Genomic DNA, 18,734 nt, shown 5'->3' with positions numbered 1-18,734 from the left:
GGGATGGGTGCGGTGTGGCGGGTGGGGCAGGTGGGGCGGCTGCGGAACGCTGCGGGGGGCGTGCCGGGTGGTGCGGGGTAGTACGGGGGAGGGGTGTGCGGAGGGGGCCTGTGGACGGTGAGCGCTTTCTCCGAGAGGGGACGCTAGCCTGCGTGACAGGTCGCCAACAAGGGTGCCGCTCGGCGCTCGTTGAGGCGTTCGGGAGGGTGTGATGGCGGTGGCGGAGCCGGAGTACGTCGTCGGCGCCCCGATGGGGATGCGGCCGGCGTTCGCCACCCTCGGGGTGCCGGGGATGCCGGTGGGCGACGTGGTGCGGCTGGCCGTGGCGTGCGGCTATCAGGGGGTGGAGCTGCGGGCGCACCCCGAGGAGCCGGTGCATCCGCTGCTGGGCGTACGGGAACGGGCGGCGGCGCGCGGGCAGTTCGCCGACGCGGGTGTGGAGGTCCTGACCGTCGCCGGGTACGCGAAGGTCGCGGCGGAGTGTTCCGACGCCGCGGCGGAGGCGGAGCTGGCGCACGAGCTGGCCGAACTGGTGCTGCTGGCCGCCGATGTGGGGGCCCGGTACGTCCGGGTCTTCCCCGGTGGCGGCGGCCGTCCGGCGGCGCGGGCGGAGGCGGACGCGGTCCGGCGGCTGGCCGCGGTGGCGCCGCTGGCCGCGGAGCGCGGGGTGCGGGTGCTGCTGGAGACCCATGACTCGCACCGCACCGGTGTGGCGGCGGCCCGGATCCTGGAGGCGGTGGACGATCCGCACGTGGGGGCGGTGTGGGACGTGCTGCACAGCTGGCTCGGTGGGGAGGCGCCCGCGGTGACCCGGGCCGCGCTGGGCCGGCATCTGGGGTATGTGCAGGTCAAGGACGTGGCGTCGGCGGCGGATCTGACGCCGCTTCGGCTGGGGGCGGGGGTGCTGCCGCTGCCGGAGGTGGTGGCGGCGCTCGGGCCGGGGGCCGGCGGGTGGCTGTGCTGGGAGTACGAGAAGCGGTGGTATCCGCGGGCGGCGGAGCTCCCGGGACTGCTGGCGGCGGGCCGGGCGCATCTGGCGCGGCTGCTCGACGGGGCCGACGGGCGGGACGGGCACGGCAGCCGGGGCGGGGCCGGGGGCGCGGGCGGCGGCTGACCGGCCGGGCGCCTCTCCGGTGGACGTCCGGGGCCGCCGCGGGGGCCCGCACCACACCGCGGCCCGGCCCGCAATCGCTGGGCGGCGCCGTGCTGCGCCGTCGTTGACCGGCAGTTGTTTTCCGGCTATCCGTGTCTCCTTGGAAGTTTCCTTCACCTGTTCGAGGAAGCCCCCCGGAAGGAGCGCAGATGCACTCCAGACGTACCGTCCTGACCACCGCCGCCGCGGCGGCCGCGGCCGCCACCCTGGGCACCGGCGCCGCGCACGCCGCCCCCTCCCCCACCCCACCGCCCTCGCGCGCCACCCTGGACCGGCTGCGCCGGCTCATCTCCCGGATGACACCGGAGGAGAAGGCCGGGCAGCTCTTCGTGATGCGGGTCTACGGGCACTCCGCGACCGACCCCGACCCGGCCGACGCCGAGGCCAACCGCAAGGAGCTCGGCGTCTCCAACGCCGCCGAGCTGATCGCCGCGTACCACGTCGGCGGGATCATCTACTTCGGCTGGGCGCACAACACCCGCGACCCGTACCAGGTCGCCGAGCTGTCCAACGGCATCCAGGAGGCCGCCGCCGACCTGCGGGTCCCCGTCCCGGTGCTGATCTCCACGGACCAGGAGCACGGGATAGTGGCGCGGATCGGGGCGCCGGCGACGCTGCTGCCCGGGGCGATGGCGCTGGGCGCCGGCGGCTCCGTCGAGGACGCCCGCACGGCCGGGCGGATCTCCGGACAGGAGCTGCTCGCGATGGGCGTCCGGCAGGACTACGCGCCGGACGCCGACGTCAATGTGAACCCCGCCAACCCGGTCATCGGCGTACGGTCCTTCGGGGCCGACCCGCAGGCCGTGGCCCGTATGGTCACGGCCCAGGTGCACGGCTACCAGGGCGCGGGGGTGGCGGCCTGCGCCAAGCACTTCCCCGGGCACGGCGACACCGACACCGACAGCCACGTCGGGCTGCCGTACATCCACCACTCCGCCCAGGAGTGGGAGCGGCTGGACGCGCCGCCCTTCAAGGCGGCGATCGCCGCCGGGATCGACTCGGTGATGACGGCGCACATCGTGGTGCCGGCCCTCGACCCCAGTGGCGACCCGGCGACCCTCTCCCGTCCGATCGTCACCGGGATCCTGCGGGAGCGCCTCGGTTACGACGGGGTGGTGGTGACCGATTCGCTGGGCATGGAGGGCGTCCGGGTGAAATACGGGGACCACCGGGTGCCGGTGCTGGCGCTGAAGGCCGGGGTGGACCAGCTGCTGAACCCGCCGGACCTGTCCGTCGCGCACGGCGCGGTCGTCCGGGCGCTGCGGGACGGGGAGCTGAGCGAGCGGGAGATCGACGCCAAGCTGCTGCGGATCCTGCTGCTCAAGGAGCGCCGGGGGCTGTTCGCCGACCCGTACACCTCCCGGCAGCAGGTGGACCGGGTGGTGGGTGTGCGGGCCCACCGCGCCGCCGCGGACCGGATCGCGGACCGCACCACGACGTTGTTGCGCAACGACGACGGGCTGCTGCCGCTGTCCCGGCGGCGGACCGGCCGGCTGCTGGTGGTGGGGGTGGACCCGGATGCGCCGTCCGGCACCGGCGGCCCGCCCACCGGGGTGCTGGCCGAGGAGCTGACCCGGCTGGGCTTCGAGGCCACCGCGCTGTCCACCGGGACGGCGCCGTCCCGGGCGGTGATCGCCCGGGCGCGGCAGGCGCTGGCCGGGCGGGACGCGGTGGTGGTGGCCACGTACAACGTCACCGCGTCGTCGGCGCAACGGACGTTGGTCGCCGAGCTGTTGGCCACGGGGAAGCCGGTGGTGCAGCTGGCGGTCCGCAATCCGTACGACATCGCCCTGTTGGACGAGGTGCCGGCGGCGCTGGCGAGCTACTCGTGGACGGATGTGGAGCTGCGGGCGGCGGCCCGGGTGATCGCCGGGCGGCGGGCTCCGGTGGGCCGGCTGCCAGTGCCGATAATGCGCGCGGACGCGCCGCAGACCGCGCTGTACCAGATCGGGCACGGGCTGCGGTACTGAGCGGGTCGCCGGGGCATCGGGGCCCGGCGGGCGTGCGCCCTCCGCTCGGACGGAGGGCGCACGCCCCGGCGCGGCACGTCGCACACCCGATGCCCCGGATGCGACGCGGTACGGGCCTACGGCCGCAGGGTCATGTGCGGGGAGAGCTCGGGCCGGTCGAGGGCGTTGTTGTCCGGGGCCTGGGCGACGGCCCGGCCGCCCGCGGGCACCGGCAGGCCGGCCCAGCCGAGGAGTTCGGCGGTGGCCTTCGTGCGGTCGGCGTCCTTGAGCTTGGCGATGTTGGCGCTGTGGTTGCCGCCGGGGACGGTGAAGAGGTACGAGTCCCGGGCGCCGCGGCCGAGTTCGAAGTGCTTGGCGCTCCACGGGTCGAACTGCCCGTTGACGAACATCATCTGCGTGGCGTGGTGCCGGACCCAGCGGTCGACGTCCGGCATGGCGCGCCGGTCGAACCGCATCGGGATCTCGCGGGGCACGAAGCTGCGGGAGTTGTTGATGCCCGGGTAGCGCAACAGGCCGCGCAGGTTGGGGTAGTGGTACTTGGGCTCACCGAGCTGGGTGCCCGCCTGGTAGTAGTACGGCTGGAACTTCTCCATGCCCTGGTCGGTGTAGGAGTCAAAGCCGCCGACCTTGTCGATCCAGGTCCACAGGGCGTCGGTGGTGACGTCGGGCGCGGGCACCTCGGCGCAGGCGGTCTCGGCGGGCTGGTACTGCCAGAAGCCGAAGACCAGGTCGGTGACGAGGACTTCGTAGGCCCGGTCGGCGTTGCCGACGAGGGTGAAGGTGCGCTTGTTCTCGCCGGCCCACTTCTCGTAGCGGTTGACCATCTCGTCGCGGCGCAGCAGCGCCTCGCGCTCGACCTTCCCGACGGCGGCGCGGCACTCGGGGGTGCCGACGCCGGCGAAGAAGCGGTCGTAGGCGGCGGTGTCGTCGCGGTCGGTGTTGTCGGGGGCGACGTAGGCGACGGTGCCGTTCATGTCGTGCGGGAAGAAGCGGCGGTAGTAGGTGGCCGTCATGCCGCCCTTGCTGCCGCCGGTGGCGATCCAGTTCTTGGGGTAGAGCGTGTGCAGCGCCTGGAAGACGCGGTGCTGGTCGGTGGCGGCCTGCTGGATGTCCAGCTTCTTCCAGTCGGTGGGCACCGGGCGGGACGGGGTGAAGTAACGGTACTCCAGGGAGACCTGGTTACCGTCGATGATCTTGGTGGGCTCGCTGCGGGACGGTGTGGTGCTGACGTTGTAGCCGGAGGTGAAGAACACCGTGGGGCGGTCCACCGACTTGTGCAGCAGGGTCAGCCGCTGCTGGAAGGTGCCCTTCTCCGGGTGCCGGTGGTCGACCGGCTGGGTGTAGTCGAGGACGAAGTAGCGGTAGCCGTCGACCGGCTTCTCCTCGATCAGGCGCATCCCGGGGATCGCGAGGATCCGGTCCTTGATGTCCGGGCCGCCCGGTCCGGCGGCGGTGGCCGCCCCTGCCGGTGCACTGACGCTCGTCGCACATAACAGTACGGCGAGCGTCAGCAGTCTTCTCTTGCCCTTGCGCATGGGCCCTCCCCTGGGGATGTCAAAAGGTCGGGCCGAACCTATCTGCGCGGCGGGGCCGCCACCAGCCCCCATTGGGGCGCAGCGGATCATCCGCGGTCACGACGCCAGAAGGTTCTCCGCGGCCTCGCGCAGTGTCGCCCTGATGGCGCGCCCTCCGCCGCCGCACGGGGCCGCGGGCCCTCGCGGCGGCGGCGGAAAAGCCTTTCGGGCGGCCTCGCGGTGCCTGGTACGGTGACCGCGGCAGTGATCCTTCGTAGAGGAGTCCAGACATGGTGGGTGACGACGACATCTCCGGGTGAGACCCGGATCTGATCGACCACCGGCAGGCGCACCGTTGGCAGTGCGGCCGTTGTGGTCATCTCGCCGTCCCCTTTTTCCCTGTCTCCGGCGCAGTGCCCTTCGCGCGGTGTTTCCGTACCGCGGTGGTTTCCGTATCGCGGTGTTTCCGTACCGCGGTTGCCCCATGGAGCGCCCTGCCCGCTTTCCCCCATGAGGTCATCCCCATGTCCGACGCCTCCGTCATCTGCTCCCAGCTGACCTTCTCCTGGCCCGACGACACCCCGGTCTTCGCGGGCCTGTCCTTCACCGTGGGCGCCGGCCGTACGGGCCTGGTGGCGCCCAACGGCTCCGGCAAGAGCACCCTGCTGAAGCTGATCGCCGGTGAACTGCGCCCCGCGGCGGGGTCGTTGAGCGTGCACGGCACGATCGGCTACCTCCCGCAGACCCTCCCCCTGACCGGCGAACCGACGGTGGCCGAGGTCCTGGGCGTCGACGCGGTGATCCGCGCCATCGACGCCGTCGAGTCCGGCGACGTGCACGAGGAGCACTTCACCACCATCGGCGACGACTGGGACATCGAGGAGCGCACCCGCGCCCAGCTCGACCGGCTCGGCCTCGCCCACCTCGCCCTCGACCGGACCCTGGGCACGCTCAGCGGCGGCCAGGTCGTCAGCCTCGGCCTGGCGGCGCAACTGCTCAGGCGCCCCGACGTGCTGCTGCTGGACGAACCGACCAACAACCTCGACCTGGCGGCCCGCCACACGCTCTACGACGTGCTCTCGGAGTGGAACGGCACGCTGCTGCTCGTCAGCCACGACCGGGCCCTGCTGGACCGCATGGAGCGCATCGCCGAACTCGACCGCGGCGAACTGCGGCTGTACGGCGGCGACTTCACCCAGTACGAGCAGGCCGTACGGGCCGAGCAGGAGGTCGCGGAGAAGAACGTGCGCAACGCCGAGCAGGAGCTGAAGCGGGAGAAGCGCGAGCTGCAGCAGGCCCGCGAGCGGGCCGACCGCCGTGCGAGCAACGCCGCCCGCAACCTCAAGAACGCCGGCCTGCCGCGCATCTTCGCCGGGAACATGAAGCGCGGCGCCCAGGAGTCCGCCGGCCGGGCGGGCCAGATGCACGCCACCCGCGTCCACGAGGCACAGGCCCGGCTCGACGAGGCGGGGCGCGCCCTGCGGGACGAGCAGCGGCTCGTCCTGGAGCTGCCCGACACCGACGTCCCCGCCGGACGCACCGTCGTCCTGGGCGAGCGGATGCGGCTCCGCCGCGGCGGGCGGGAACTGTTCGCGGCGGACGGCGTGGACCTCACGATCCGCGGGCCCGAGCGGATCGCGCTCACCGGCCCCAACGGCGCGGGCAAGACGACCCTGTTGCGGCTGCTCTCCGGCGACCTCGCCCCGGACGGCGGGAACATCAGGCGCGCCGACGGGCGGATCGCCGTCCTGTCGCAGCGGCTGGACCTGCTCGACCCGGACCGCACCGTGGCCGAGAACTTCGCGGCGTCCGCCCCGCACCGGCCGGAGGCGGAGCGGATGAACCTGCTCGCGCGCTTCCTGTTCCGCGGCCCCCGGGCGCATCTGCCGGTGCGCGTGCTCTCCGGCGGCGAACGCCTGCGCGCCACGCTCGCCTGCGTCCTGTGCGCCGAACCTGCCCCGCAGCTGCTGCTGTTGGACGAGCCGACGAACAACCTCGACCTGGTCAGCGCCGGCCAGCTGGAGAGCGCCCTGGCGTGCTACCGCGGCGCGTTCGTGGTGGTCAGCCACGACGAGCCGTTCCTCGAACGGATCGGCGTCGACCGGTGGCTGCGGGTCGCCGACGGCGAGCTGACGGAGACCGGGGCACCGCACGCCTGAGCCGCCGCCGTGCCGCCCACGCCCACGCCTGAGGTTCGCACCCTCGGCACCCGCAGGGTCCTCGACGGCGTCGGCTGCGCCGGGCGGGCCGCGAGATCCGGTTGAGCGCCGCGGTGGGCGGGCCCGGCGGCCCCGACGGCGCTCCTTGCGAGCACCCGGGTCACCCGTCAAGATGGTGACGTGATTCTGGATCATGTCTTTGTGTGCGGCAACCCGGCGCTGGACTTCGCGGCCACGCTCCGGGCCCGCCGCACGGCGCGGTTCGAGATGTTCGCGACGCCGGACCGCCTGGACGCGTGGTACCTGGAGTCCGGCCTCGTCGACTCCGTCTCGCCCGCCCGGCGGGCCGACGTGGAACGGGCCACGACCGTCAGGGAGGCCGTCTACCAGCTGATCACGGCCCGGCGCCGCGGCACGGACTTCGACGACGAGGCGCTGGCCGTGGTCAACGACGCGGCCCACCGGGCCCCCGCGACGCCCCGGTTGACCCACTCCGGCCGCTGGACGGCGGCGACGCAGCGCGAGGCACTGTCCACCGTCGCCCGGCACGCGGTGGAACTGCTGAGCGGCCCGGACGTCCCGCTGCTCAAGGAGTGCGGCAACCCCGAGTGCACCCGCGTCTACATCGACCGCTCGCGCGGCAGCCGCCGCCAGTGGTGCGGCATGGAGTCCTGCGGCAACAAGATCAAGGCCGCCGCGTACCGCGCCCGCAGGAAGACCGCCGCCACCACGGGGTGACGGCGGTATCGGCGGTCCCGGACGCGACAGGCCCTAGGACACGGTGACCGGCTCTCCCCCGGCCTTCGGCGGGGGTGCCCCCGCCTCGCCGGTGAAGGTCCGCCACAGCTCGGCGTAGCGGCCGTCGCGGGCGAGGAGTTGGGCGTGCGTGCCGTCCTCGATGATCCGGCCGCGGTCGAGCACCACCACCCGGTCGGCGCGGGCGGCCGTGCTGAGGCGGTGGGCGACGATCAAGGTGGTGCGGGCGCCGGAGCCCGCCGTGGGGCGGTGGCCCGCGCGGCGGCCGGCGAGGCGGTCGGTGGCCTGGTTGACGACGGCCTCGGTGGCCAGGTCCAGGGCGGCGGTGGCCTCGTCGAGCAACAGCACGTCGGGGTCGGTGAGTTCGGCCCGGGCCAGGGCGAGCAGCTGGCGCTGGCCGGCGGAGAGGTTGCGGCCGCGCTCGGCGACCTCGTGGAGGTAGCCGCCGTCGAGGGTGGCGATCATGGCGTGCGCGCCGACGGCCCGGGCGGCGGCCTCCACCTCGGCGTCGGTGGCGTCCGGGCGGCCGTAGGCGATGGCGTCGCGGACCGTGCCGGGGAAGAGGTAGGACTCCTGGGGGACGACGCCGAGCCGGCGGCGGTAGCCGGTCAGGTCCAGCTCGCGCAGGTCGGTGCCGTCGATCCGGACCGCGCCGGAGGTCGGGTCGTAGAAGCGGGCGACGAGCTTGACGAGGGTGGACTTGCCGGCGCCGGTCTCGCCGACGAAGGCGACCGTCTGCCCGGCGGGAATGGTGAGGTCGATGGCGGCCAGGGCCTGCTCGTCGTGGTCGCCGTAGTGGAAGTGCACGTCGTCGAAGGCGAGGTCGCCGCGCAGCGCGGTGACCGGGCGGGGCTGCTCGGCGGCCGGCGTGGACGTGGGCTGGGCGAGGAGTTCGCGGATCCGGCCGAGCGAGACGGTTGCCTGCTGGTAGCCGTCGAAGACCTGGGAGAGCTGCTGGACGGGGGCGAAGAACAGGTCGATGTAGAGGAGGTAGGCGACCAGCGCGCCGACGGTGAGGGTGTGCCCGCCGATCCGGTCGGCGCCGACGACCAGGACCAGGGCGGACGCCACCGACGACAGCAGCTGGACGAACGGGAAGTAGACGGATATCAGGAACTGGCCGCGCACCCGGGCCTGTCGGTAGGCGTCGCTGTGCGCGGCGTACCGCTCGGCGCCGTGCCCCTCGCGGCGGAACGCCTGGACGATCCGCAGTCCGGCGACGCTCTCCTGGAGGTCGCCGTTGACGGTGCTGATCCGCTCGCGGGCCAGCTCGTACGCCCGGACGCTGCGCTTGCGGAAGACGTACGTGGCGAGGACCAGCGGGGGGAGGGTGGCGAAGACGACCAGGGCCAGCTGGACGTCGAGGGCGAGCAGGGCGAGCAGGATGCCGAAGAAGGTGAGCACCGAGACGACGGCGGTGACCAGGCCGGTCTGGAGGAACGTGGACAGCGCGTCCACGTCGGTGGTCATCCGGGTCATGATCTTGCCGGTCAGCTCGCGCTCGTAGTAGTCCAGGCCGAGGCGCTGGAGCTGGGCGAAGATCTTCAGGCGGAGGGAGTACAGGACCCGTTCGCCGGTGCGGCCGGTCATGCGGTTGGCGCCGATCTGGGCGACCCACTGGACGACGACCACGGCCAGCGCGAGCCCGGCGGCGGTCCAGACGCCGGCCAGGATGCCGCGCCGGACGCCGTCGTCGATGCCCTGCCGGATGAGGACCGGCAGCAGCAGCGAGGCGACCGCGTCCACGGCGACCAGCAGCAGGGCCAGGGCGAGCGGCCGGCCGAAGCCGTGCAGCAGCCGGCGCAGGCCGTAGGAGCGCTCGGCGCGGACGGCGGCGGCCTCGTCGACGTCCGGGGTGTCGGTGGCCGGCGGCAGCGCGGCGACCTGGGCGAGGAGTTCGGGGGTGGCCGGGCTGCCGGCCACCGCGGCGGCGATGCCGGGCCCGGCGGCGGTGGCGGTGCGGGCGGCGGTACTGGCCGCGCCCTGCTCGGCCTCCTGCTCGCGGCGGACCCACAGCTCGGGGGTGATGCCGCCGGTGGCGGCGGTGGCGAGGGTGGGGTCGACGGGCTCGTCCTGGTCGACGTCGACCAGGGCTTCGCGGCGGTGCGGGACGGTGGCGCCGGGGTGCGGCCGGTCGCCGACCGGGCCCGGCGTCAGCAGGCCGGTGGTCCCGGACGCGGCGTACTCGCCGTCGAAGTGCCCCGCGCTCTCGGCTCCTCCCCCACTCTCCGCTCCTCCCCCACTCTCAACTCCGTTCGAGCGGGGGGACCCCCCTGCGCGGGGGGCCTCCCCGGCGCGGGGGAGATCCCATCCGGCGAGTTCGCCCGCCGGGTCGTGCGGGACGCCGCCCAGCTCCTCCGGGTCGGTCAGCAGCCGGCGGTAGAGGGCGCAGCGCTCGGCCAGCTCCTCCTGGGTGCCGAGGTCCACCAGCCGGCCGCCGTCGAGGACGGCGACCCGGTCGGCGAGCGCCAGGGTGGAGGCGCGGTGCGCGATCAGGAGCGTGGTGCGGCCGGCCATGACGCCGCGCAGCGCCTCGTGGATCTCGTGCTCGACCCGGACGTCGACGGCGGAGGTGGCGTCGTCCAGGACCAGCAGCCGGGGGTCGGTGAGGATGGCGCGGGCCAGGGCGACGCGCTGGCGCTGGCCGCCGGAGAGGGTCAGGCCCTGTTCGCCGACCTTGGTGTCGTAGCCCTGGGGCAGCTCGGATATGAAGCGGTCGGCCTGGGCGGCGCGGGCGGCGGCGCGGATCTGCTCGTCGGTGGCCTCGGGGTGGCCGTAGGCGATGTTGTCCCGTATGGAGTCGGAGAACAGGAAGCTGCTCTCGGGGACCAGGCCGATGGCGGCGCGCAGCGATTCCAGGGTGAGGTCGCGGACGTCGTGGCCGCCGACCAGGACGCGGCCGGCGGTGACGTCGTAGAAGCGGGGCAGCAGCAGCGAGACGGTGGACTTGCCGCTGCCGGAGGTGCCGATCACGGCGACCGTCTCGCCGGCGTCGATGCGCAGCGAGAACGCGTCGAGCACGGGGCGGACCGGCCGGCGGGCGGGCTGCTCGTCCGGGGCGGCCTCGCCGGCCGCCTCGTCGCCGGCCGGGGTGTGGTGCGGGCCGTAGCCGAAGGTGACCCGGTCGAAGACGACGGTCGCCGGGGCGTCGGCGGGGAGGGCGTGCGCGTCCGGGCGCTCCTCTATGGTCGGCTCGGTGTCGATGAGCTCGTAGACCCGCTCGACGCCGGCGCGGGCCTGCTGGCCGACGGTGAGCATCACGGCCAGCATCCGGACCGGGCCGACCAGCTGCGCGAGGTAGGTGGAGAAGGCGACGAAGGTGCCGAGGGTGATGTGGCCCTGGGTGGCCATCCAGCCGCCGAGCGCCAGCATCGCGACCTGGCCGAGGGACGGGACGGCCTGGAGGGCGGGGGTGTAGCGGGAGTTCAGGCGGACCGTGCGCAGCCGGGCGGCGAACAGCCGGCGGCCGACCTCGCGGAGCTTGCCGGTCTCCTGCTCCTCCTGTCCGAAGCCCTTGACGACCCGGACGCCGGAGACCGCGCCGTCCACGACGGAGGCGACCTCGGCGGCCTGCCCCTGGGCGTACCAGGTGGCGGGGAAGAGGCGGGTGCGGCTGCGCCGGGCGATGAACCACAGGGCCGGGGCGACGGCCAGCACGATGACCGTCAGCAGCGGGGAGAGGATCGCCATCACGGCCAGCGAGATGACGAAGAGGAGGACGTTCCCGATCATCATCGGGAGCAGGAACAGCAGGCCCTGGATGAGCTGGAGGTCGCTGGTGGCGCGGCCGACGACCTGGCCGGTGCTCAGCTCGTCCTGCCGTCGTCCGTCGAGCCGGGCTATCGCGTCGAACATGCGGGTGCGCAGGTCGTGCTGGACGTCCAGGGCGAGCCGGCCGCCGTAGAAGCGCCGGAGGTAGGTGAGGGCGTAGACCACGACGGCGGCGACGATCAGGAGGGTCGCCCAGGGGGCGAGGGCCCGCTCGTGCCGGACGATCACGTCGTCGATGATCAGCTTGGGGATCAGCGGGACGAGGGCCAGGACGGCCATCCCGGCGAGCGAGGCGCCGAGTGCCAGCACCACGTCCTTGCGGTACCGCAAACAGTCCCGGATCAGTCGCCGGGCCCAACCCTGTCGTGCCGATTCCGTCCCCGCCACCCGATGCCTCCCATGCGTCGTCTGCCGCATGAACCAACACCGGGGGCGGCCGATTTCATCCCGCCGTAACAAATCGGCGGGACGCATCCGGCCGCCCCCGGTGCGGGACGGGGTCAGGGCGTCGCCCTGGTGACCTCCAGCTCGCTGAGGCCCGGACGGGGGGCGGGCTTGCCGCCGGGGGCCGGGCGGGTGTCGCCGTGGACGACGACGCGGACGTAGCGGGCGGGGCTGCGGCCCGCGCCGCCGGTGCCGGTCCAGTGCCGGCCGTCCCGGGAGACCTGGACGGCGTAGGACGCCGGGCGGGTGGCGGTCCAGTGCGGGGTGATCCGGCCGACGGTGACGGTGCGGCCGAGGTCGACGGTGAGGGTGCCGTCGGCGGCGTCGGGGACCCAGGCGGTGGTGGCGTTGCCGTCGACCGCGGCGCCGGCGTACAGGCCGGGCTCCTCGGAGGTGGCGGTGGCGGTGGCGCACCGGGCGACGTCGGTGGTCGCGGCGAGGTCGGGGCGGCGGGTCTTGAGGACGGCCGGGACGCCGCGGCTGACCAGCTTGTCGCCCTCGGGGGTGGCGAGCGGCAGGGCGGGGCCGGCGATGAGCCGCACCGTGGTCTGGTGGGCGCCGAGCGCGACGTCGAAGGTGCGGCCCTGCCAGTGCAGGCCGCGCAGGGTGACGCCGGCGGACAGCTGCGGCGGCAGCATCGGGTCCAGGCGGACCCGGTCCTCGGTCATCCGCAGGCCGGTCAGGCCGTGCGTGAAGACCTGGAGGAAGCCGCCCTTGCCGGTGAGGAAATCCTGGGCGGGGCGGCCGGCGTGCGGGTCGCCGGCGCCGGCCTTCGCGCCGCGGGCCTCGGAGAACTCGGCGAACGGCCCGCGGACGAACGGCCTGATGGCGCGCTGGAGGTAGGTGTACGTGGCGCAGCCGGGTTCGCCCAGGGCGGCGGCGTCGATGGCGTGCACCGAGTCGGTCATGGCCGGGCCGTCGGGGTCGGTGCGGGCCGCGTAGTAGTCGAGGGTGGCGCCCGCCTGCTGCCGGGTCATCGGCCACTGCAGGGGGTACATCAGCAGCACCGTGTCGGCCTGCTTGATGGTCGTCCCCTTGTACCCGGCGTACTGCTCGAAGATCTTGCGGTTGCCGTCGTAGGGGATCCGCAGCTTGTCGGCGACGGTCCGCCAGGCCGCGGGGACCGGTTCGCCCAGGAGGGTGGCGGCGCGGGAGGCGTCGCGCAGGGCGGTGGCGGCGCCGGCGTTGGTGAAGACCGCGTCGTCGACGCCGTTGCTGTACTCGTCCGGGCCGGCCACGTTCTTGATCGAGTAGCTGCCGTCGGCGTTGCGGGTGGCGCGGGAGGCCCAGAAGTCGGCGATGCCCGCGAGGACGGGCCAGCCGCGGGACTTCAGCCAGGCGGTGTCCTTGGTGGCGAGGTAGTACTGCCAGGCGGCCAGCGAGATGTCGCCCATGAGGTGGTTCTGGGTCTTGCAGTGCGGCGGGTCCCAGCTGTGGCACTCGGTCCACAGGTCGCCGCTGCCGCCGCTGGTCCAGGAGTAGAAGAGCCCCTGGTAGCCGAGGCGGCGGGCGTTGGCGCGGGCGGCGTCGCGGGTGCGGTAGCGGTAGTCGACGATCGACCGGGCGAGGTCGGGGTGGGTGGCCAGCAGCCCCGGGTACATCCACGTCTCGGCGTCCCAGAAGATCTCGCCGGCGTAGTTGTCGCTGGTCAGGCCGGTGGGGCCGATGCTGTTGGTGCTGCCGGGGCGGGTCGCGGCCAGCAGTCCGTACTCCGCGGAGCGGACCCAGGACTGGAGCTCGGGCTGCCCGGCCACCTCGATGTCGCTGCGCCACAGCTGCTGCCAGGCGGCGCGGTGCCGGGCGGACAGCGCGGACCAGCCGCGGTCGGCGGCCCGGCGGGAGGCGGTCTCGGCGGCGGCGCGGGGGCCGCGGGAGGTGAGCGCGGTGTCCACGCCGACGTACTTGGTCAGCTCGTAGGAGTGGCCGCGGCGGACCGGGAAGGTCAGCCGCTGGTGGGCGCTGAGGGACTCGGCGGCGGTGGCGGCGGAGCCGGTGGCCCCGGCGCGCGGCCGGGCGTCCGGTACGCCGGGCCCGGCGCGCAGGGTGGAGGCGACGGCGCCCGCGGTCCCGGTGCCGTCGGTGCGGAAGCCGACGGAGACCGTGCCGGGTCGCTCGGCGCGGGCGCCGGGGGCCGGGCCGTCGGGGCGCAGCCGGCGGGCGCCGCGGCCGTCGAGGGTGTCGGTGACGGTGCTCTCGCCGCTCCAGTGGGGCGTCATCCGCAGGCGGACCGCGGCGGTGTGCGCGTCGGCCCGGTCGGCGAGCACGTCGTAGACCAGGTCGGTGGCCCGGCCGTCGGCGGCGGTCCAGGTCAGCGAGGTGCGGACGAAGCCGCAGCGCAGCGAGAGGGTCTGCCGGTAGTGGCTGATCCGGCCCGGGGCGGTGGCCGAGGAGAACGTCTCGGCGTGCGGGCCGCCGGCGGTGACGTCGAGGGTGGTCCAGGTGGGGAGGGCGGCTATCGCCTGGCGGCCCTGGAGGTCGGCCGGGCCCTTGGCGTAGAGGCCGGAGACGAAGGAGCCGTCGTACTCGGGGGTCTTGAGGGGCCAGCCGGTGGTGCCGCCGGGGGCGGCGTAGCCCATGCCGTTGGGCGGGACCCGTTGGCCGAGGTAGCCGTTGCCGACGTAGGCGTGGTGGCTGTCCTGGGGGTCGATGGCGGTGGCGGTGGGGGCCCAGCCGTCGGCGGTGCAGGAGGGCTGCCGGGCGGCGTCCGGAGCGGGCCGGGCGTCCGCGGCGGTCGCGGTGGCCGGGGCCAGGGCCGCTATCAGCGTGCCGGCGAGCAGCGCGGCGAGCGGTCCGCGGGGGCGGCGGGCGCCGCCGGGGCCGTCGGGAGGGGCGGTGGGTGGGTCGTGGCGTTCCGCGCCGTCGTGTCGCGCGGCCCGCTGCGGCGTCCGCTCCGTGTGGTCCATGGCTGCTCCGTCCCCGCGCGGCCGGTACCGCGCTCCCAGGCACGGACCCAGCCTCGGCTCTGTCCAACGTCTGCGCACGCTACGGGCCGAAGATCCCCGCGTCACCGTTAAATGCACGATCCATCGATTTCCGGCCGCGGCCATCGGTTTCCGGCCCTCCGCAGGCCCCCGATTGGTCAATACGGCGCGCGTACGGCACACTTTTAGACTGACCAGTCAGATCAAAAGGAGGGCTTGTGGAGACCACCCGCCAGGGGGCGGCCGTCAACGCCCGGGGAATCGGAGTGAAGGGCCCACGTGGGTGGGCCTTCAGAGGCGTCGACATCGCCGCGGAACCGGGGTCGCTGATCGCGGTGGAGGGCCCGTCGGGCTCCGGCCGCACCTGCCTGCTGCTCGCGCTCACCGGACGGATGCGGATCACCGAGGGCCACGCCACGGTCGCCGGCCTCCCGCTGCCCAAGCGGATGGGATCGATCCGCGGCCGTACCGCGATCGCGCACGTGCCCGGCATCGCCGACCTCGAACCGGCCCTCACCGTCGCCGAGCACCTCCAGGAACAGGCCCTGTTGGGCCACCGCGGCACCCCGCTGTGGGGCCGCCGCCGCAAGGAGGCCACCCGGGCCCGGGTCGACGCCGCGCTGGCGGCCGCCGGACTCGACCCGGACACCCTGCCCAAGGGACTGCGGACCTGCGTCCGCGACCTGGAGCGACTGGAGGCGCTGCGACTGTCGGTGGCGCTCGCGGTGATGCACCAGCCGCACCTGCTGGCCGTCGACGACCTCGACCTCAAGCTGTCGGCCGACGAGCGGGCCGCGGCCTGGCAGATGCTGCGGGACGTGGCGCTGACCGGCACCACCGTGGCCGCGGTCGCCTCCGACGCCCCGGCGGACGCGCTGATCGTCTCCACCGCCGCGCCCGCCACCACCCCCCACACCCGCCAGCCCGAAACCCACGAGGAGGAAGCGGCGCATGCGTTCGCCGAAACTGGCCGCGCTTGAGCTCAGGCGCTTCGGCCGGGGGAAGCTCCCCCGGCTGGGCCTCGTCGCCCTGATGCTGATCCCGCTGCTGTACGGAGCGCTCTACCTCTGCTCCTTCTGGGACCCGTACAGCCGCCTGGACAAGATCCCGGTCGCGCTGGTCAACGAGGACCAGGGCGCCACCGCCGACGGCAAGAAGCTCACCGCCGGCGCCGACCTCGCCAGGAACGTCAAGGACAGCAAGACCTTCGACTGGGAGGAGGTCGGCGCCGCCGACGCCGCCAAGGGTCTGGAGAAGGGCGACTACTACCTCTCGCTGACCGTCCCCAAGGACTTCAGCCAGAAGATCGCCTCCAGCGGCGGTGACGACCCGCAGACCGGTGCCCTCCAGGTCCGCACCAACGACGCCAACAACTACATCGTCGGCTCGATCTCCAAGACCGTCTTCTCCGAGATCCGCGCCAAGACCTCGTCGAAGTCCACCCGGGCCTTCCTCGACAAGATCTTCGTGTCCTTCTCCGACCTGCACGACGAGACCGCCAAGGCGGCCGACGGCGCCGGCAAGGTCGACGACGGCCTGGGCACCGCCCGCGAGAAGACCGGCGAACTGGCCGATGGGCTCGGCAAGTTGAACGACGGGGCCGGCAAGCTCGACAAGGGGGCGGGGGAACTCGACAACGGGCTCGGCAAGCTCGGCAAGGGTGCCGGGGACCTCAACAACGGCGCGGGCCAACTCGGCAAGGGCGCCGGCCAGCTCCAGAACGGTGCCTCGCAGGCCGCCGCCAAGTCCAAGGAGCTGAGCGACGGGGCGCGCCGCGTCGCGGATGGCACCCAGCAGCTCGTCGACAAGGTCGACGGCCTCGCCAAGAAGGACCTGCCCTACCTCAAGCAGCACGGCCAGGAGATCGCCAAGGGCGCACAGGTCGTCGTCAACGTCACCGAAGTACTCGACGACATCCTCGGGAAGCTGACCGACGCCGACAACGCCGCGGCACAGGCGCAGAAGACCGCCGACAACAACCAGGCGCTCTACGAGAAGCGGTGCACGGGCGGCAGCACCGATGCCGACTGCGCGACCATGAAGGCGAACGCTGTCGGCGCCGCCAACAGCGCCGGCGAGACCAAGCAGCTCAAGAACGCCATCGCCCAGCTCGATCTGGGCCAACTGCGCACCAAGCTCCGTGAGGTGCACCAGGGCGCCCAGATGGTCGCCGACCAGGTGCCGGACCTCGTGAAGAACGCAGACGGCCAGCTCGCCCAGCTCAACGAGCTCAACGCCGGTGCGCACAAGGTCGCCCAGGGCGCCGGGCAGTTCGCCGGCGGCCTCGGGGCCCTCGCCAACGGCGCGGGCGACCTCGCCAACGGCGCGGGCCGGCTCCACAAGGGCGCCGGCGACCTTGAGAACGGCGCGGGCCGGCTGCAGAACGGCGCCGGCGACCTCGCCGACGGCATGGGCCAGCTCCACAACGGCCTCGGTACCGCCCACGACGGTGCCGAGAAGCTCAGCGGTGGTCTGTACAAGCTCAAGGACGGCGCCAACCAGCTGGCCACCGGGCTGCACAACGGCGTCGCCAAGATCCCCGACTACGACAAGAAGGACCGCGACGCCCGCACCGGAGTGATGGCCGACCCGGTCGCCCTGGCCGCCAAGTCGATGCACAAGGCGCCCAACTACGGCACCGGACTCGCCCCGTACTTCATCCCGCTCTCCCTCTGGGTCGGCGCGATGGTCGCGTTCATGCTGCTGGCGCCGCTCGGCAAGCGGGCGCTGGCCGCGGGTGCGCCCGGCTGGCGGATCGCGCTCGGCTCCTGGCTGCCGGCCTTCGCCATCGGTGTCGTCCAGGTGCTGGCCCTGATGGCCGTGCTGCACTGGGCGCTGGGTCTGGAGATGGAGCGCGCGGGCGCCACGATCGGGTTCCTGATGCTGGGCACCGCCTGCTTCACCGCCCTCATCCAGCTGCTGAGCGCCTTCTTCGGGCCGGCCGGCCGGGTGCTGACGCTGGTCGTCCTGATGCTCCAGCTGACGTCGGCGGGCGGCACCTACCCGGTGCAGACCAGTCCGGGATTCTTCTCCTGGATCCACCCGTTCCTGCCGATGAGCTACGTCGTCGACGGACTGCGCCGGCTGATCACCGGCGGTGACCTGGACGTCGTCTGGCAGGGCAGCGTGGTGCTCGCCGCGTTCACGCTGGGCGCGCTGGCCCTCACCGCCCTCGCGGCCCGCAGCCGCCAGGTCGTGCGGATGAAGGACCTGCACCCGGAGCTCAGCCTGTGAGCACCCGCTCCGGCAAGGGGGGCGGCGCCATCTCCGGCGCCGCCCCCCGCCGTACCTCCACCCGCCGCCGGCTCTTCGACGCCGCCGTCACGCTCATCGCCGAACAGGGCTTCTCCGCCACCACGGTCGAGGAGATCGCGGACCGCGCCGGCGTCGCCAAGGGCACCGTCTACTACAACTTCAGCAGCAAGAACGTCCTCTACGAGGAGCTCCTGCGGGACGGCGTCGACCTGCTCGCCGACTCCCTGCGCACCGCCGCCGACGACACCGTCGCCCGCGGCGGCACCCGGGTCGACGCGCTCGACGCGATGATCCGCGCCGGCCTGGACTTCATCGCCGGCTCCCCCGCCCTCACCCAGCTCTACGTCGCCGAGCTCTGGCGCACCAACCGCACCTGGCGCGCCACCCTCACCTCCGTACGGGGCCGCGCCCTGGCGGTCGTCGAGTCGGTGCTGCACGACGCCGTGCGCACCGGGGAGCTCAGCGACGAGCTCGACATCCCGCTCACCGCCTCGGCGCTGCTGGGGATGGTGCTGGTCGCCGCGCTGGACTGGCAGTCGTTCCAGCCGCAGCGGTCCGTCGAGGAGGTGCACGCCGCGCTGTCCCAGCTGGTGCAGGGACGGGTCGCGACGTGACCTGACGGGGTCGGTCCGCCAGGCGCCCGGGACCCGCGCTTCCCCCCCCCGGGTCCCCCTGCCCCCTTCGCAGGTGAACCAACTACGCTTCCCCGACGTCGGTGAAGTCGACCGGAACGCGCGGCCTCGGCCCGGCCGTGCCGCGGCTATGACGACACGCCAGAACGGCGGGCACGG

The 18,734-nt window shown here is 73.8% G+C and carries 10 protein-coding genes; 7 read left to right on the top strand and 3 right to left on the bottom strand.

All coding sequences use genetic code 11. From position 1 onward, the window contains the following. Positions 1–256 precede the first annotated feature (256 nt). Entirely contained in the window at positions 257–1,114 is an 858-nt protein-coding gene (locus tag MOV08_RS26775; RefSeq protein WP_052287525.1) for a sugar phosphate isomerase/epimerase family protein, read from the top strand. A gap of 188 nt (positions 1,115–1,302) precedes the next feature. Then, positions 1,303–3,123, top strand: a complete 1,821-nt coding sequence (locus MOV08_RS26770; RefSeq protein WP_275309162.1) for a glycoside hydrolase family 3 protein — start codon at positions 1,303–1,305, stop codon at positions 3,121–3,123. 116 nt (positions 3,124–3,239) lie between these two features. Here MOV08_RS26770 and MOV08_RS26765 read toward each other — a convergent pair whose 3' ends face one another. Next, positions 3,240–4,658 (bottom strand): S28 family serine protease, encoded by a 1,419-nt coding sequence (locus MOV08_RS26765; protein ID WP_275309160.1) that lies wholly within the window; start codon positions 4,656–4,658, stop codon positions 3,240–3,242. Between the two features lie 503 nt (positions 4,659–5,161). Here MOV08_RS26765 and abc-f point away from each other — a divergent pair. Further along, the gene (abc-f, locus tag MOV08_RS26760) at positions 5,162–6,796 is read left to right on the top strand and encodes a ribosomal protection-like ABC-F family protein (protein ID WP_039636257.1); all 1,635 of its coding nucleotides are present in this window, start codon (positions 5,162–5,164) and stop codon (positions 6,794–6,796) included. 180 nt (positions 6,797–6,976) lie between these two features. Further along, positions 6,977–7,534, top strand: a complete 558-nt coding sequence (locus MOV08_RS26755) for a CGNR zinc finger domain-containing protein (RefSeq protein WP_275309159.1) — start codon at positions 6,977–6,979, stop codon at positions 7,532–7,534. Positions 7,535–7,567: 33 nt separating this feature from the next. On the opposite strand, the gene MOV08_RS26750 is transcribed toward MOV08_RS26755, so the two are convergent. Both MOV08_RS26750 and MOV08_RS26745 read right to left on the bottom strand, forming a co-directional pair. Continuing rightward, positions 7,568–11,740, bottom strand: a complete 4,173-nt coding sequence (locus tag MOV08_RS26750) for an ABC transporter ATP-binding protein (RefSeq protein ID WP_275309157.1) — start codon at positions 11,738–11,740, stop codon at positions 7,568–7,570. Positions 11,741–11,823: 83 nt separating this feature from the next. Continuing rightward, complete coding sequence (locus MOV08_RS26745; RefSeq protein ID WP_275309156.1) at positions 11,824–14,670, bottom strand: discoidin domain-containing protein; 2,847 nt, start codon at positions 14,668–14,670, stop codon at positions 11,824–11,826. Positions 14,671–14,906: 236 nt separating this feature from the next. Here MOV08_RS26745 and MOV08_RS26740 point away from each other — a divergent pair, with 236 nt between their 5' ends. From MOV08_RS26740 to MOV08_RS26730, 3 genes are read left to right on the top strand one after another with little or no spacing between them, the layout of a single operon-like run. Then, on the top strand, positions 14,907–15,668 hold the full coding sequence (locus MOV08_RS26740; RefSeq protein WP_275309154.1) for an ATP-binding cassette domain-containing protein: 762 nt from the start codon (positions 14,907–14,909) through the stop codon (positions 15,666–15,668). Beyond that, the gene (locus MOV08_RS26735) at positions 15,640–17,922 is read left to right on the top strand and encodes a YhgE/Pip domain-containing protein (RefSeq protein ID WP_275309152.1); all 2,283 of its coding nucleotides are present in this window, start codon (positions 15,640–15,642) and stop codon (positions 17,920–17,922) included. The genes MOV08_RS26740 and MOV08_RS26735 overlap by 29 nt, the downstream gene beginning before the upstream one ends. Continuing rightward, positions 17,919–18,557: a TetR/AcrR family transcriptional regulator gene (locus MOV08_RS26730; RefSeq protein WP_039636247.1), complete on the top strand. Its 639-nt coding sequence runs from the start codon at positions 17,919–17,921 to the stop codon at positions 18,555–18,557. Before MOV08_RS26735 ends, MOV08_RS26730 begins: the two co-directional genes overlap by 4 nt. Positions 18,558–18,734: the final 177 nt, after the last annotated feature.

This window comes from Streptomyces yunnanensis (genome assembly GCF_029011865.1).
GTDB lineage: Bacteria > Actinomycetota > Actinomycetes > Streptomycetales > Streptomycetaceae > Streptomyces > Streptomyces yunnanensis.
Note: the sequence above shows the minus strand (reverse complement) of the source record. Positions and strands in the feature narration are given on the sequence as shown.